Genomic DNA, 14,172 nt, shown 5'->3' on the forward strand with positions numbered 1-14,172 from the left:
TTTGAAATTAAAAACACCGTTCACCTGAAGAGATATTAATTTTTAGCGATGATGGAGGGATAATTATATTTGATCTGGCACAAGTTTTACTGATGAAGGATGTAACTTGTGCCAGGGGTATTTTGCATTACAGTAATAATTATTACTTACAGATAACCAGCGATCCGTTATTGGCAATATTGTTTCAGTAGTGAGTAGTGTTCTGCCTGAATACGGTAACGGTAAACTGGACGCCCCGTGACGCCATAATGGATACTGGTGAACAAGATGTGGCAGTTGACCAGCCAGATGAGGTATTTACGGCAGGAAACACGCGAAATGTTAACCTCGTTGGCTAGCTCGTCGGTTGAAAACTCATAGTCCTGATGCGCGTCAATCCACTGGCACAGCGTGCGTAACGTCTGCGGCGTTAAGCCTTTTGGCAAGCGACGAGGATCCTGTTCGTTGGAGCTGCTGCCGTGGATTAGCTGATCAAGCTCGGCCTGGTCATAATACTGATGTTTTTCCAGCGCCATTTTCTTTTGCCGCCAGCCGGTGAGCGCCTCTTCAAAGCGGGAAGCCTGGAAGGGTTTGATCAGGTAATCCACGACACCGTAATGCAGCGAATCTTTAATGGTTGCCGCATCGGCTGCGGAGGAGATGACAATCACATCACTTTTGCAACGCGCGTTATGCAGGACAGGCAGTAAATCGAGCCCGTTCTCTTTTTGCATATAGATATCGAGCAATATCAGGTCGATAGGCGTATCGCTATTGAAGATAATCTCTTTGGCTTTCTCCAGCGTCGAGGCTGTTCCACAGCATTGAAAGCCTGGGATTTGTGCTACGTATCGGCGATTCAGCTCCGCGACCATTGCGTCGTCATCGATAATTAATACATTGATCATCTGTTCGACCTCTCCCCGTCCCAGGGTATCTGGACAAAAAATTGTGTGAAAATCCCGGGTTCCGATTCCACGGCGATGCTGCCGCCGAGATTTTCTACCTGTTGTTTGACAAGTGCTAAACCGACGCCTCGCTCGCTTCCTTTTGTCGAGACACCTTTGTCAAAAATGTGATCGATTTTGTCGGGTGCGATCCCCGGTCCATCATCGTTAACTTCGCAGTGCAGCCAGCCGTGACGGTAGTGCAATGTTACGCTAATTTCGCCACCGGGTTCCGGCCCTAATGCTTCCAGCGCGTTTTCTATCAGATTTCCCAATGTGGTAATCAGCGTCGCGACCTGGTCCTCACTGCCGCTGTCTGGCAGCTGGCTTTCACTGTTTAAAATCAGCGTATGGCCTAAATCGGTCGCGCGGTTAATCTTGCTGATTAAAAAACCAGCGATAACCGGAGATTTGATCTTACCCAGCAGAGAGCCAATCTCTTCCTGATAGTTATTGGCTGTTTTGAGAATGTAATCTTCCAACTGCTTATAACTCTTCAGATGCAATAATCCGAGAATCACATGCAATTTATTCATAAATTCGTGGGATCGTTCACGAAGTGCATCAGCATAGTTGACCAGACCGTCGAGTCGCTGCATCAGTTTACGAACTTCAGTTTTGTCCCTGAAGGTTGAAATGGCACCGATGATAACGCCATTACTGCGCACCGGAACGGTGTTGATCAGTAATAGCCGGTCTTTAATCGTAATCTCTTCGTCGCGGCGCGGCGTACCGTCGCGTAACACTTCCGAGACATCTACTACCTGTGACCACGAGTGGCTTAGCGTCGACAGTTTCTCATCGTCCTGCGACTTACGGTAATTCAGCAATTCTTGTGCGGCATCGTTGATCAGCGTGACCTCGCCGCGATCGTCCACGGCAACGACGCCTTCTTTGATAGACTGCAACATGGCCTGGCGTTGCTCAAACAGCGTGGAGATTTCGTAGGGTTCCAGGCCGAAAAGGATTTTTTTCAGTACTTTAACCAGAATGCAGGTGCCAATCAGTCCGACCAGCATGCCAAATAGTACCGACCAGATAATGCTCCAGCGACTGTCATTGATTTGTTGGGTCACGCGGCTTAACTCAAGGCCGATCGCCACCACGCCAATTTGTTTATGATTTTCATCGTAGATGGGGGTAAATACGCGTAAAGCCTGCGCCAGAAAACCGCGATTGATAGCGACATTTTCTTCGCCATTCAGCGCTTTAAGGATGTCATCACCTTTAAATGGCTGACCAATACGCTGGGCTTCAGGATGTGAGTAGCGAAGACTTTGCATATCGGTAACGACAATAAACAGCAGATCGTTGCGTTTGCGCACGGCTTCCGCGATGGCCTGGATTCCACTCTCCTGCGGTTTTTTCTGCAAGCCCTGACGGATTTCCGGCGAGTCGGCGAGAGTACGCGCCACTGCCAGTGCCTTGTTGGCCAGCCCGTCTCGCGTCATATCACTGATTTGCGAGAAGTAAATCAGATGCACCACCAATAGCACCGAGAACAGTACCGCGCTGACCATTAAGATCACTGTGGTACTCAATTTCATCGGACGTTTGCGTAACATGCGGTAGGGCAATGAATGTCTCATCAGCTTCCTTGTGTGACAAATTTCTTAAGCATTATCTCTGATGAGGCGGGTAATTCAAAGGGAGTAAGAATGATTGGCTATATAGGGGAAGAGACTCTGGCAACGGAAACTGCCAGTGCTGTATGAAGATTCCGGGGCTATGCTTATAGTGAAAACCATACTGATGAGAGAGGGAAGGTCATGGATCAGGCGCTACTTGACGGGGGTTATCGCTGTTATACCGGCGAAAAGATCGATGTCTATTTCAACACTGCGATATGTCAGCATTCTGGCAATTGCGTACGTGGCAACGGCAAGTTATTTAATCTCAAACGAAAGCCGTGGATCATGCCGGATGAAGTCGACGTTGCCACTGTGGTTAAAGTGATTGATACGTGCCCGAGCGGCGCGCTGAAATACCGTCATAAATAAGCGAGGGTAAAATGGAAATACGCGAAGGCCACAATAAATTTTACATTAATGACGAACAAGGCAAGCAAATCGCTGAAATTGTCTTTGTGCCGACCGGAGAGAATTTAGCGATTATCGAACATACCGATGTCGATGAAAGCCTGAAAGGGCAAGGGATTGGTAAACAGCTGGTTGCGAAAGTCGTGGAAAAAATGCGTCGGGAAAAACGAAAAATTATCCCACTATGCCCATTTGCGAAACACGAATTTGATAAAACGCGGGAGTATGATGATATTCGCAGTTGATGGGAGAGTACAGAGTCACGATATTTTTCATGCTCTCCGCGGAGTGATGCAGGAGAGCATCTGAAGGGTAGGGGGATGCACAAAGAATGGGCAGAGAGCGCGTTTTTTTGTCCCAAGTCATCCCCTTTACTGAGCAAAAAAAAGAATATCTCCTATATGAGAATCATCAATCGGGGTTAATAAGTTTTGCGTCCCCAGAGCATTCAATATTGATAGGAGTCATATTATGGAAGGTAAAAACAAGTTCAATACTTATGTTGTTTCTTTTGATTATCCATCATCTTATTCCTCAGTGTTCTTAAGGTTAAGATCATTGATGTATGATATGAATTTCTCTTCTATCGTGGCTGATGAATATGGGATACCACGACAATTGAATGAAAATTCCTTCGCAATAACGACATCGTTAGCCGCAAGTGAAATCGAAGATTTAATCAGGCTTAAATGCTTAGACTTACCGGATATTGATTTTGACCTCAACATTATGACAGTTGATGACTATTTCCGTCAGTTTTACAAGTAGCCAGGAAGGATAAGAAGAATATAAAAAATGGCACTATTCTCTAAAATATTAATTTTTTATGTGATTGGTGTGAACATATCCTTTGTCATTATCTGGTTTATCTCACATGAGAAAACACATATTCGTTTACTTAGTGCATTCCTGGTCGGAATAACCTGGCCAATGAGTCTGCCTGTGGCATTACTTTTTTCTCTCTTTTAGGAGCTGTAGTTGAGTGGACCCGCTGGTTATCGTGAAACGAAGCGTCTCTCCTCAAAACTGGATTTGCGGAACGACGAACGAAGCAGTCGCCTGACTGCTTCGTTCATTAAAGTGAAATTTATTTCTGTGGGCGCATCGCCGGGAAGAGAATAACGTCGCGAATAGTATGGCTGTTTGTAAACAGCATAATCATTCGGTCGATACCAATACCCAGACCAGCGGTTGGCGGCAGACCATATTCCAGCGCAGTCACGTAATCTTCGTCATAGAACATGGCTTCGTCGTCACCTGCAGCTTTAGCGTTAACCTGTTCCTGGAAACGTTCAGCCTGATCTTCTGCGTCGTTTAATTCGCTAAAACCATTACCGATTTCACGACCACCGATGAAGAATTCAAAACGGTCGGTGATTTCCGGGTTAACATCATTACGGCGTGCCAGCGGGGACACTTCTGCCGGATATTCCGTAATAAAGGTTGGCTGAATCAGATGTGCTTCTGCCACTTCATCAAAGATCTCTGTGACAATACGTCCCAACCCCCAGCTTTTCTCTACCGTAATTCCGATAGATTCAGCTAATGCTTTAGCAGCATCAAAATTATCCAGGTCGGCCATATCGGTTTCTGGACGATATTTTTTGATTGCTTCGCGCATGGTGAGTTTTTCAAACGGTTTGCCGAAATCAAACACATGCTCGCCATAAGTGACTTTAGTGGTACCCAGAACCTCTTGTGCCAGGGTGCGGAACAGTGACTCTGTCAGTTCAATCAAATCGTGGTAATCCGCATACGCCATGTAGAGTTCCATCATTGTGAACTCAGGATTATGGCGAACAGAAATACCTTCATTACGGAAGTTACGGTTGATTTCGAATACCCGTTCAAAACCGCCTACAACCAGACGTTTCAGATACAGCTCCGGCGCGATACGCAGATACATATCTAAATCCAGAGCATTATGATGGGTAATAAACGGGCGAGCAGATGCCCCACCTGGAATTACCTGCATCATCGGGGTTTCTACTTCCATAAAGCCGCGCGCGACCATGAATTGACGGATAGCGGCCAGAATTTTTGAACGGACAACAAACGTTTGACGGGATTTATCGTTAGCGATGAGGTCCAGATAACGTTGACGATAACGGACTTCCTGATCCTGCAGACCATGGAATTTATCTGGTAAAGGACGTAGTGCTTTAGTCAGCAGGCGCAGCTCAGTACAGTGAATGGAAAGCTCACCCGTTTGCGTCTTAAACAGCGTACCGCGGGCACCGATAATGTCACCCAGATCCCATTTTTTAAACTGATCGTTATAAACACCTTCTGGCAGGCTATCTCGTGCAACGTACAGTTGAATACGGCCACCGACATCCTGCAACGTTACAAAGGAGGCTTTCCCCATGATACGACGGGTCATCATTCGGCCAGCAACCGAGACTTCAATGTTTAAGGATTCCAGTTCCTGGTTATTCTTCGCATCAAACTCTTCGTGCAACTGGTCAGAGGTATGGTCGCGGCGAAAATCATTGGGAAACGCCACACCTTGCTGACGTAGTGCCGCCAGTTTTTCGCGGCGATTTCTCAGTTCATCGTTAAAATCAATAGCCTCATTGGCTCCCCGTGTTTCTTGTTCAGACATTTTGGTTCCTCTAAATCCAGCTTTCAATTTAGCGTAGATAAAGAGACAGATCGGTACACTGTATTATCTGCCTCGACTATTAGTAACTCAGTTTATCTTATCGAAACTAACGCTTACCTCAAGTTGATATCACTAATAAATAACCATCAAAATGGTTTAAATGACTTATTAATCTCGATTTACTAGTGTGATAAACTGAAAGTTAATTTATTCATAACCAATTGTTTTTAGGACAGTTAATCGTTGCTCTCCTGTATCATATTCGTCGGCGTGCTAAACAGAAAACGGGTAGCAAAGGCCAATACGACGATGATCGCGACACAAGCCAACGTCCACTCTCCCATCTGAGAAAAGAATCGCTGGTAAGCTGCAATTGCCATACCGCTAATTTGCGACTCTGTCGTCTGCTGTGCCACGACGCCTGCCAGCCAGTTGGCGACCGCGCCTGTTGCCAGCATATAAATACCGGTTAATACGCCAGACATTTTCAGACGCGTGATTTGCGCAATCGCCACCGGGTCAATAAAGAGTTCGGCAAAGCCCATTAGCGCCAGCCCGGATATCATCACGCCCATTGACGCTTGACCGCCAGCCGCTGCATGTCGGGCATCAAATGCCAACAACATAAAGCCACAAGCCATCAGCAGTAAGCCAAAGGCAAACTTCAGCCAGACGCGCAATGTTGAGTTGCCGCGGCTTTCTGGCGACGCCAGCCAGGCCAGTACAACCCCAGCGAGCATCACCGCAATTGCATTCACCGACTGGAATAGTGCTGTAGGTACTTCAATATTGAATGCCTGACGATTCACAAAGCGATCGATAAACAAGCTGATGGTACTGCCGCCCTGTTGTGCCAGTACCCAGAACAATGTCCCGACAAACATCAACAATACAATTTGCCAAAGAGCACGGCGGTGTTCGGGGAATTTGATCATCATGCGGGCAATGATTTGTGCGGCAATGAGGCAAACGATCGCCAGCAAATATCCGGACCAGTCGTTCTCCAGCAGCAGGGTAAAAAATACTGGGGCTAAACAGAGCATCACCACCAACCAGCTCCATACCGGTAAGGCAAATTTGACGCTAGTGAGCGCTTTTTTATCCATACTACGCGTGGACTGGAAATGACGATGACCGCTTAAGAAAATCAACAAACCGATAAACATGCCGCCACCCGCAAGGGCAAAGCCAACATGCCATCCATACCACTGAGCAGCCAGGCCGCAGGCGATTGGGGCGGCGATAGAACCGATATTGCCCGCAGCATACAGCAGCGAAAAACCGCCATCACGTCGATGATCGTTCTCGTCGTAAAGCTCGCCAAGCAAACAGCTGATGTTTGATTTGAATAAACCGTAGCCACAAATAATGATTGCCAGCGCCAGATACAGGCTAAAGGTTGAATTTGTATCAATGCCCAGCACCACATGGCCAAGGGTCATTAACAGCGCGCCGGCAATCACTGCAGTGCGGTTGCCGAGCAGGCGGTCGGCAAGCCAGCCGCCGAGAATAGGGGTAACGTAAACCAGAGAAGCATATGCGCTGAACAGGCTGATGGCATGGTTATCATCAAAACCAAGCTGATGGGTGAGATAGAGAATGAGTAAGGCACGCATGCCGTAAAAACTGAAGTACTCCCAGATTTGGATCGCCACGATATAGTATATCGCGCGCGGCTGTGAGGGTGTTTTCATGTGTTCTCCTTATGAGCAAAAAAGGGAAGTGGCAAGCCACTTCCCTTGTACGAGCTAATTATTTTTTGCTTTCTTCTTTCAATACCTTAACGGTATAGCGGCCATCAGCCTGACGGTATGCACCGTGAATATCGGTTTCAAAGCCCGGATAGTGAGCGCCGATTTCACACAGCATCTGCAGGAACTCCAGAACCGGACGGCTTTCTTCGGTGATCATTTCACCCGGCATTACCAGAGGAACTCCCGGCGGATACGGAAGGATCATATTGGCGTTAATACGACCGACCATTTCGTCGAGGTAAACTTCTTCGGTCATACCGTGCAGCTCTTTCTGGAACGCAGCATACGGAGTCATTACCATCGTCGGCAGCACTTCAAATGCGCGATACATCAGATCCGGCAGATTGTGGTGAACAATCAGTTTGTGGATATTCTGAGCCAGTTCCTGAATACGCATGTTTTCATAGAATTCAGGATCTTCACGATACAGAGACGGCAGCATGTTTTTCACACGCAGGTTCAGGTCGAACGCACGTTTGAAGTCAGTCAGAGCACGCAGCAGGCTCAGTGCTTTGGTCTTATCGATACCGATGCTGAACAGGAACAGCAGGTTATACGGACCGGTTTTCTCAACAACGATGCCATGTTCGTCGAGGTATTTCGCCACGATGCTGGCCGGAATACCAAAGTCGCTCATGGTGCCGTCTTTTTCCATCCCCGGAGTCAGCAGGGTGACTTTGATCGGGTCAAGATACATGTGCTCGTTATCGATGTTTTTGAAGCCGTGCCAGGTGCTGTCAGAACGCAGCGGCCAGCATTCAGTGGTATCGATATGATCCGGCTGCCATACATCAAAGAACCAGCCATCAGATTCCGTTCTCAGACGTTTGATCTCTTTACGGAATTTGATCGCACGTTCAATGGAACCGTTGATCAGACGCTTACCTGCATTGCCTTTCATCATCGCCGCAGCGGTTTCAGTGGACGCCACGATACCGTAGTGCGGAGAAGTGGTGGTGTGCATCATGTAAGCTTCGTTAAAGGTTTCTTCGTTTACGTCACCTTTAACGTGGATCATGGAAGCCTGAGAGAACGCCGCCAGCAGTTTGTGAGTAGACTGGGTTTCGTAAATCACTTTCCCTTCTACACGGCCACCGCTCATACCGCATTTACCTTCGTAAATCGGTGAGAAGTTGGTGTAAGGTACCCACGCGGAGTCAAAGTGGATGGATTTCACATCCAGTGTTTTCTTGATGAAGTCGGTGTTGTACAGCAGACCATCATAGGTAGAGTTAGTAATTACAGCATGTACCGGCCAGGTTGCGTTTGGTGTTTCTTTCACGCGCTTAGCAATGGTAGCGTGCTGGAATTCACTCTGTGGGATACCACCAAGAATACCGTAAGCGTTACGGGTCGGGCGGAAATAGATTGGCGTAACATCGCTCATCATCATCAGGTGGGTCAGCGATTTGTGGCAGTTACGGTCAATCAGAATGGTGCTGCCTGCTGGAGCAGAGTACATACCAACAATTTTGTTCGCAGTGGAAGTACCGTTGGTCACCATGTAGCTGCGGTCTGCGTTAAAGACGCGAGCGATATACTGTTCTGCTTCTTTGTGTGGACCACTGTGATCCAGCAGAGAACCCAGTTCAGATACTGAAATGGAAATATCAGATTTCATGGTGTTCGGACCAAAGAAATCATAGAACAGGCTACCTACCGGGCTTTTCTGGAATGCAGTACCGCCCATGTGACCAGGAGTACAGAAAGTATATTTACCTTCACGAACATATTTAAACAGTGCTTTAGTCAGCGGAGGCAGAATAGTGTTGATATATTCGTCAGTGGTCTGCTTGATCTTATTAGCAATATCTTCAGCAGCACCCAGCGCATATTCAAAGAAGCTAATCTGTAAACGCAGGTCATTCAGGCTTACATCGAGAGTGGAATACGTATTAGCGAACGCGTACAACGGCAGGTTCTCGTTCATTTTGCTAATTTCTTCGCACAGCTCGAGATTATATTTATCCCAGTCAAAAATAACGCCGCACAGACGCGCATTGTTTTCGATCAGTTTTAATAAGTCGTCACGGTCGTTCGGGTAAACAATCTGGAAGTTCAGACGTTCAAGCGCGCGATGAAGTTCACGGATGGGTTCTTCTTTAAAATAAACCCCCATGTGATTCAATATTGCAATAACGTTCATAGTCATATCTCCAGGTAAAAAAGGCCCCTCCCAACACATGGGACAAAATGAAAGGAGGAGCCTCGGAAAATACTTTTAATTAATGTGCGTTAGACGCGGTGTGGTTATCCATTGAGTGGCTCTGGCGCTCGTGCATTTTGCGAGCGTAGAACATCAGGATAATCAGGCTGACGATGAAGGTACCTGCCAGCTCGAAGGAGCTTGCGCCCATCAGCGCGATGAAGCAGAACACGCAACCCAGTACAGAGCAGATCAGGCTGACAAAGTTGCGGATGTTAACGCCTTCAAAACGAATCAGGTCAACGCAAGAGTAGAAATACGGCAGCATAGTCAGCAGTACTGCGATACCGGTCAGTTCACCGAACAGGTCAGATGCTTTACCACCGGCAGAGTTCATCAGAGTGATAAGGATCATCAGGGCAGTCATTTTCACTGCAGCCAGCAGCAGACCTTTTTTCGGAATACCGTTGCTGTCGACTTCACCATAAACTTTCGGGAAGTTACCGTCGTTAGCGGCACGTACACCTGCCTGGCCTACCAACATCATCCAGGAGCCCAGAGAAGTCAGGCACGCAAAGGCGGTGAATGCAGAAACCAGCGGCGCAGCCCAGTTACCGAGGATAGTTGAAGCACTGATTGCAAACGGAGCACCGGAAGCCGCCATTACAGAAGACGGATACATACCGGAAAGCACCTGAGTCGCAGCGATGTAAACAATACCTGCTAAACCAGTACCCAGCATGGTTGCCAGCGGAACGGTACGTTTCGGGTTTTTAACCATACCAGTACTTACAGCTGCGGATTCAACACCCACGAAGGCCCACAGGCAGAGCAGAATACTTTTAATGATCGCATGACCATCAGTGGTATCCGCAGTATTCCAGTTAGCTGCATAAGTTGCCGCATCAAACCAATGCCAGCCAACAATAGCAGTCATCACCACAGGAATAAGAACCAGCACCAGACCAATAGTGGTTAAACGGCTTACCCAAGTACCGCCGAGCATATTTACAAAGGTAAATACCCAGACGATAGCAATACAGGCGATACCCGCCGGAACAGGATCATTTAATACTGGGAAGAAGGTGGAAAGATAAGATACAGCGGTAATACCAATCGCCAGGTTACCAATCCAGTTAGCATGGTAATAAAGAACACCTGTCTGAAAACCAAATGCAGGGGAAATTTCTCCGGCATAAGCAATTGGGCCACCTTGTTGCGGGTTTTTTGTTGCCAGTCGGGCATATACATACGCCAGCGACATTGCACCAATAATAGAGATAATCCAACCCCAGATAGCAATACCACCGATACTTGCTAGGTTCGCAGGTAATAATGCAATACCGCTCCCCATCATATTACCGGCAACAACACCGGTACAGGCAAATAGCCCGATCTTCTTGGCAGAACTCATGCTCTTCTCCTAATTTCATTTTTGAATTTGGAGTCCGGGTCATGATGTATAACTATTTCCTGACCAGACCAAACTGGCGATAAGATTACTCACGAAAAAAGGATTAATCCTAAAGATTAGGTGAAATAACACAAAAGTTTCTGTAAGTGAGAACTTGAGGTTTTTTATTAACACATCAGGATCGCAAGTTGATATCATGAAAAGATAAACATTTAATGTTTACAATGGATTGCGTGACATTCTCTGGTTAAATTTATGTAATAAAAATTATGCGGCAAATAAATTGCCGCAACATATTATACCAACAGGAACATACAAAAACTCAACAACAAATATTTCCGAGCATAAATCAACCCGGAGTTACTTATTCTGAAGCAAGAAATTTGTCGAGATAAGGTACAACATAAGGAACAGAAGTCTGGAATATACCATTTTCAATCCAGTAAAGGGTGTTTGCCCCTGGGCGTAAATTAAAGGCGGTGAGATATGCATCAGCTGCTTCCCGGTTCATCCCCTTCATTTCATAAACCTTGCCAAGCAACACATAATTTAGCCAGGACATTTCAAGATCAATGCCAGTATTTATCGCCTGGTAAGACTCATCTGTTTTACCTTTTACCAGAGCACTGACCGCTTTTATTTGATATATAATGGACAGGTTGTTCAATTCCGGCAGTGTAACAATGTTATCTATTTCTGTGTTCAGTGCTGCTAATTGTTTTTCATCTAAAGGATGTTGAGAATGGCGCACGATATCAACTAATGCTTTTTCTGCTCTCGCGTAGGTAAATTCTGGGGATGATTGAACAATCTCACCTAATAATTCACTGGCACGGTTCAATGATTTATCATCGCCATGCAGTAAATAATCATGTGCCTGATAAAAATTAGTTAATAACGCACCACGATGCGGCAAAATTTTCTGGAGCGTCTCCTGCATTCGTTGTGGCCACGGTTGGTTTAACGCTTTTGATAAACTCTCCAGTAAATCATTTTGAATCGCCAGCTGATTACCGTTAGTGATGACATAACGTTTATCCAGCATGGTTGAACCATCTGCATTGTCTACCAATTTTATCGACATAAAGCATTGTTGAGCACGGTATTGGCGCTGATTAACAAACGCAATAGATAATGTTTTACCGGAACTGCTCGGTTCATCAATGTTGTAGTTGATTTTGTCATGCACCATAAAGGTGGAGAAGGTGTTAAGTGATGTCGCCACCAAATCACCCACGCCTATCGCGTAAGAGAGCTGATACGGGGAACTCCAGCTGTTACAACTTTTATTTACCATATTAATGTCAATATCGCGTGGATTGAGCAAAATACGCGATTTGCTCATAGGAAGACGTGTATCAAGACTTGAAAACGCTACCAGTGCTACACAGATACCTAACGACAACAGGAAAAAAAACCATACCCAAAAGGTAGTGAATCGTTTGCTTTTAACTGGGGATTGTTCAGGTGGCGTTGCGGTGTTTTGAATGTTAAGACTGTGGGAGGGAGAATCTGTGGCAGGAACCGCCTCTGGTATAGGGGGAGGCGAAGATAGCATTATTTCCTCTCCCTCTTCTTCGCTGTACCAGATAACCGGCACCATTAATTTATAGCCGCGCTTTGGTACAGTAGCGATATAGACAGGACTATCTTCATCATTATCTTTTAATGACTTACGTAGTTCTGAGATACTCTGCGTCACAACGTGATTGGTGACAATACTTCTCTTCCAGACATTATCGATAAGTTCATCCCTGCTAAGTACTTCGCCACTGTGTTGAGCAAAGAAAACCAGAAGATCGATTAATCTCGGCTCAAGGGTAAGTTGACGCCCATTGCGGCTAATTTGGTTTATGGACGGAGTAACAAGCCATTCGCCAACGCGAACTACAGGTTGTTGCATAATAGAAACTCATTCGAAAAGGGAATGATGCAATGATAATTGCCACAACCTATTTTTACCATCTATAGATGGGTTTATTTACATATTATTGGTGAATGCAAGACGTTATTTTTACCAGCCATAAACTTCTTGATTACATAGTATTACGAAAGGATTTTACTGAGAACCAGAAGTAATATTCCTTACCATCAAAATTCATCATCTTTGCCAAAGAAAAATGTTCAGAAAATAATCCATGGAAAATTGTCCGGAGCACTTACTATTTTAATGGATTGTTAGTCTTTGCATGAGCAAGCGAACTGATACATTTCTCTTTGTTCTCATTCAGAAAATCTCATCAGTCGCCGTTCAGACCGGTGTTGTGCTTTATGGATGCGTTACGCTCCTGATGACGTCATTTGACGTTCAACAGCATCACGGGGCCGCACGACATTTCACGTCAGTTAGTGCTATAGCTCAGGAACAAATTTTCCCGAATTGGGATATGCCCGCAAATTGCTGGTGATGTGGGGAGAATCTGGTTGAGTTCGGTAGAATTGATTTGGAGGCAGAACGCTTAAATCGTGGCGTCCTGAAACGAAAAACGGACCTCCGTGGAGGTCCGTTTATATGAATTTGGTGCCCGGACTCGGAATCGAACCAAGGACACGGGGATTTTCAATCCCCTGCTCTACCGACTGAGCTATCCGGGCAACGGGGCGCATTAAACCGTAATCTGCACATCTCGTCAACCTAATTTCAGTAAAAGCGATTCAACTGCTTAAGATTGCGGCAAATCGCTTCTTTTCTGTGTTTCTGTCAGGTCAATGCACCACCCTGGCGGCAGCGGGCGAAGCGCAGGATATCTTCCGCCAGCCGATGTGCAGTGTCGACATCCGCCTGGCTACGATTCACCAGCATTCGGCTTAAACAGCCTTCCAGCACCAGTTCCATCTGCTTTGCTACCATCGCCGGATCGTCAACTTCCAGTGTGGTTAACAGTTCGTGGGTGAAATCGTAGGCCGCGCTTTTTTGCTGATCGGCCAGTTGATGAATAGGGTGGCCAGGATCGGGATAAAACGTACAGGCAGCGATAAATAGACAGCCCGGATAGCGGTTGTTTTTAACGCACTCCGATAACGCCTGATAACGTGCCAGCAGCTTTTGTTCGGCGGTTTGCGTTTCGTCCAGCATCAGCTGACGACGCCAGACATCTATCTGTTGGCTAAGATAACGCAGCGCATCGTAGAGGATTGCCTCTTTGTCTGGCCAGAAGCGGCGTAGCTCGTCCAGTGGATAATCCACACGTTCAGCAACCATCTCCAGCGTGGTGTTGGCAATCCCTTGTAATTCTAATAATTTCAGGGCTTCTCCCAGTACATCTTCACGTTGCACGCTATTTTCCT

Annotated in this window: 12 protein-coding genes, 1 tRNA gene and 1 pseudogene; 4 read left to right on the plus strand and 10 right to left on the minus strand. The window is 46.4% G+C overall.

What is annotated here, in order from left to right; genetic code table 11:
* Nucleotides 1–167 precede the first annotated feature (167 nt).
* A complete protein-coding gene (gene dcuR / locus RTW80_RS08400; RefSeq protein WP_000611288.1) occupies nt 168–887 on the minus strand; it encodes a two-component system response regulator DcuR in 720 nt (239 codons plus the stop codon).
* Complete coding sequence (locus RTW80_RS08405; protein WP_001216477.1) at nt 884–2,515, minus strand: sensor histidine kinase; 1,632 nt, start codon at nt 2,513–2,515, stop codon at nt 884–886. Before RTW80_RS08405 ends, dcuR begins: the two co-directional genes overlap by 4 nt.
* A 180-nt stretch (nt 2,516–2,695) precedes the next feature.
* Here RTW80_RS08405 and yjdI point away from each other — a divergent pair, with 180 nt between their 5' ends.
* From yjdI to ghoT, 4 genes are all read left to right on the plus strand, one after another.
* On the plus strand, nt 2,696–2,926 hold the full coding sequence (gene yjdI / locus RTW80_RS08410) for a 4Fe-4S mono-cluster protein YjdI (RefSeq protein WP_000371704.1): 231 nt from the start codon (nt 2,696–2,698) through the stop codon (nt 2,924–2,926).
* An 11-nt stretch (nt 2,927–2,937) separates the two neighbouring features.
* Nucleotides 2,938–3,210, plus strand: a complete 273-nt coding sequence (locus RTW80_RS08415) for a GNAT family N-acetyltransferase (protein WP_000405647.1) — start codon at nt 2,938–2,940, stop codon at nt 3,208–3,210.
* 226 nt (nt 3,211–3,436) lie between these two features.
* On the plus strand, nt 3,437–3,733 hold the full coding sequence (ghoS, locus tag RTW80_RS08420; RefSeq protein WP_000398619.1) for a type V toxin-antitoxin system endoribonuclease antitoxin GhoS: 297 nt from the start codon (nt 3,437–3,439) through the stop codon (nt 3,731–3,733).
* A 27-nt stretch (nt 3,734–3,760) separates the two neighbouring features.
* A complete protein-coding gene (ghoT, locus tag RTW80_RS08425; protein WP_001173343.1) occupies nt 3,761–3,934 on the plus strand; it encodes a type V toxin-antitoxin system toxin GhoT in 174 nt (57 codons plus the stop codon).
* 118 nt (nt 3,935–4,052) lie between these two features.
* Here the strand turns inward: ghoT and lysS are convergent, their stop codons facing one another.
* The 8 genes and pseudogenes from lysS to RTW80_RS08460 all read right to left on the minus strand — a co-directional run bounded on the left by lysS (nt 4,053) and on the right by RTW80_RS08460 (nt 14,161).
* Entirely contained in the window at nt 4,053–5,570 is a 1,518-nt protein-coding gene (gene lysS, locus RTW80_RS08430) for a lysine--tRNA ligase (protein ID WP_001295087.1), read from the minus strand.
* 236 nt (nt 5,571–5,806) lie between these two features.
* Nucleotides 5,807–7,264: a dipeptide/tripeptide permease DtpC gene (dtpC, locus tag RTW80_RS08435; protein WP_000856835.1), complete on the minus strand. Its 1,458-nt coding sequence runs from the start codon at nt 7,262–7,264 to the stop codon at nt 5,807–5,809.
* A 58-nt stretch (nt 7,265–7,322) separates the two neighbouring features.
* The gene (cadA, locus tag RTW80_RS08440) at nt 7,323–9,470 is read right to left on the minus strand and encodes a lysine decarboxylase CadA (protein WP_001295383.1); all 2,148 of its coding nucleotides are present in this window, start codon (nt 9,468–9,470) and stop codon (nt 7,323–7,325) included.
* A 79-nt stretch (nt 9,471–9,549) separates the two neighbouring features.
* Nucleotides 9,550–10,884 carry a cadaverine/lysine antiporter gene (gene cadB / locus RTW80_RS08445; RefSeq protein ID WP_000092909.1) on the minus strand — a complete coding sequence of 445 codons (1,335 nt, stop codon included), beginning with the start codon at nt 10,882–10,884 and terminating at the stop codon, nt 9,550–9,552.
* A gap of 364 nt (nt 10,885–11,248) precedes the next feature.
* Nucleotides 11,249–12,787 (minus strand): lysine decarboxylation/transport transcriptional activator CadC, encoded by a 1,539-nt coding sequence (gene cadC / locus RTW80_RS08450; protein WP_001187173.1) that lies wholly within the window; start codon nt 12,785–12,787, stop codon nt 11,249–11,251.
* A 259-nt stretch (nt 12,788–13,046) separates the two neighbouring features.
* A pseudogene (locus RTW80_RS31300) lies at nt 13,047–13,206 on the minus strand (integrase); the annotation flags it as partial.
* Between the two features lie 197 nt (nt 13,207–13,403).
* Nucleotides 13,404–13,479, minus strand: a tRNA-Phe gene (locus RTW80_RS08455).
* A gap of 106 nt (nt 13,480–13,585) precedes the next feature.
* Complete coding sequence (locus RTW80_RS08460; RefSeq protein ID WP_001188520.1) at nt 13,586–14,161, minus strand: transcriptional regulator; 576 nt, start codon at nt 14,159–14,161, stop codon at nt 13,586–13,588.
* Between the last annotated feature and the right edge of the window lie 11 nt (nt 14,162–14,172).

Source organism: Escherichia sp. AM3 (genome assembly GCF_032029835.1).
In the GTDB taxonomy this organism is placed as follows: Bacteria; Pseudomonadota; Gammaproteobacteria; order Enterobacterales; family Enterobacteriaceae; genus Escherichia; species Escherichia coli.

Coding starts and splice junctions, on each gene's coding strand:
- cadC (WP_001187173.1), bottom strand. CDS start 12,787: ATGCAACAACCTGTAGTTCGCGTTGGCGAATGGCTTGTTACTCCGTCC.
- ghoT (WP_001173343.1), top strand. CDS start 3,761: ATGGCACTATTCTCTAAAATATTAATTTTTTATGTGATTGGTGTGAAC.
- dtpC (WP_000856835.1), bottom strand. CDS start 7,264: ATGAAAACACCCTCACAGCCGCGCGCGATATACTATATCGTGGCGATC.
- RTW80_RS08405 (WP_001216477.1), bottom strand. CDS start 2,515: ATGAGACATTCATTGCCCTACCGCATGTTACGCAAACGTCCGATGAAA.
- ghoS (WP_000398619.1), top strand. CDS start 3,437: ATGGAAGGTAAAAACAAGTTCAATACTTATGTTGTTTCTTTTGATTAT.
- cadB (WP_000092909.1), bottom strand. CDS start 10,884: ATGAGTTCTGCCAAGAAGATCGGGCTATTTGCCTGTACCGGTGTTGTT.
- dcuR (WP_000611288.1), bottom strand. CDS start 887: ATGATCAATGTATTAATTATCGATGACGACGCAATGGTCGCGGAGCTG.
- cadA (WP_001295383.1), bottom strand. CDS start 9,470: ATGAACGTTATTGCAATATTGAATCACATGGGGGTTTATTTTAAAGAA.
- RTW80_RS08415 (WP_000405647.1), top strand. CDS start 2,938: ATGGAAATACGCGAAGGCCACAATAAATTTTACATTAATGACGAACAA.
- lysS (WP_001295087.1), bottom strand. CDS start 5,570: ATGTCTGAACAAGAAACACGGGGAGCCAATGAGGCTATTGATTTTAAC.
- yjdI (WP_000371704.1), top strand. CDS start 2,696: ATGGATCAGGCGCTACTTGACGGGGGTTATCGCTGTTATACCGGCGAA.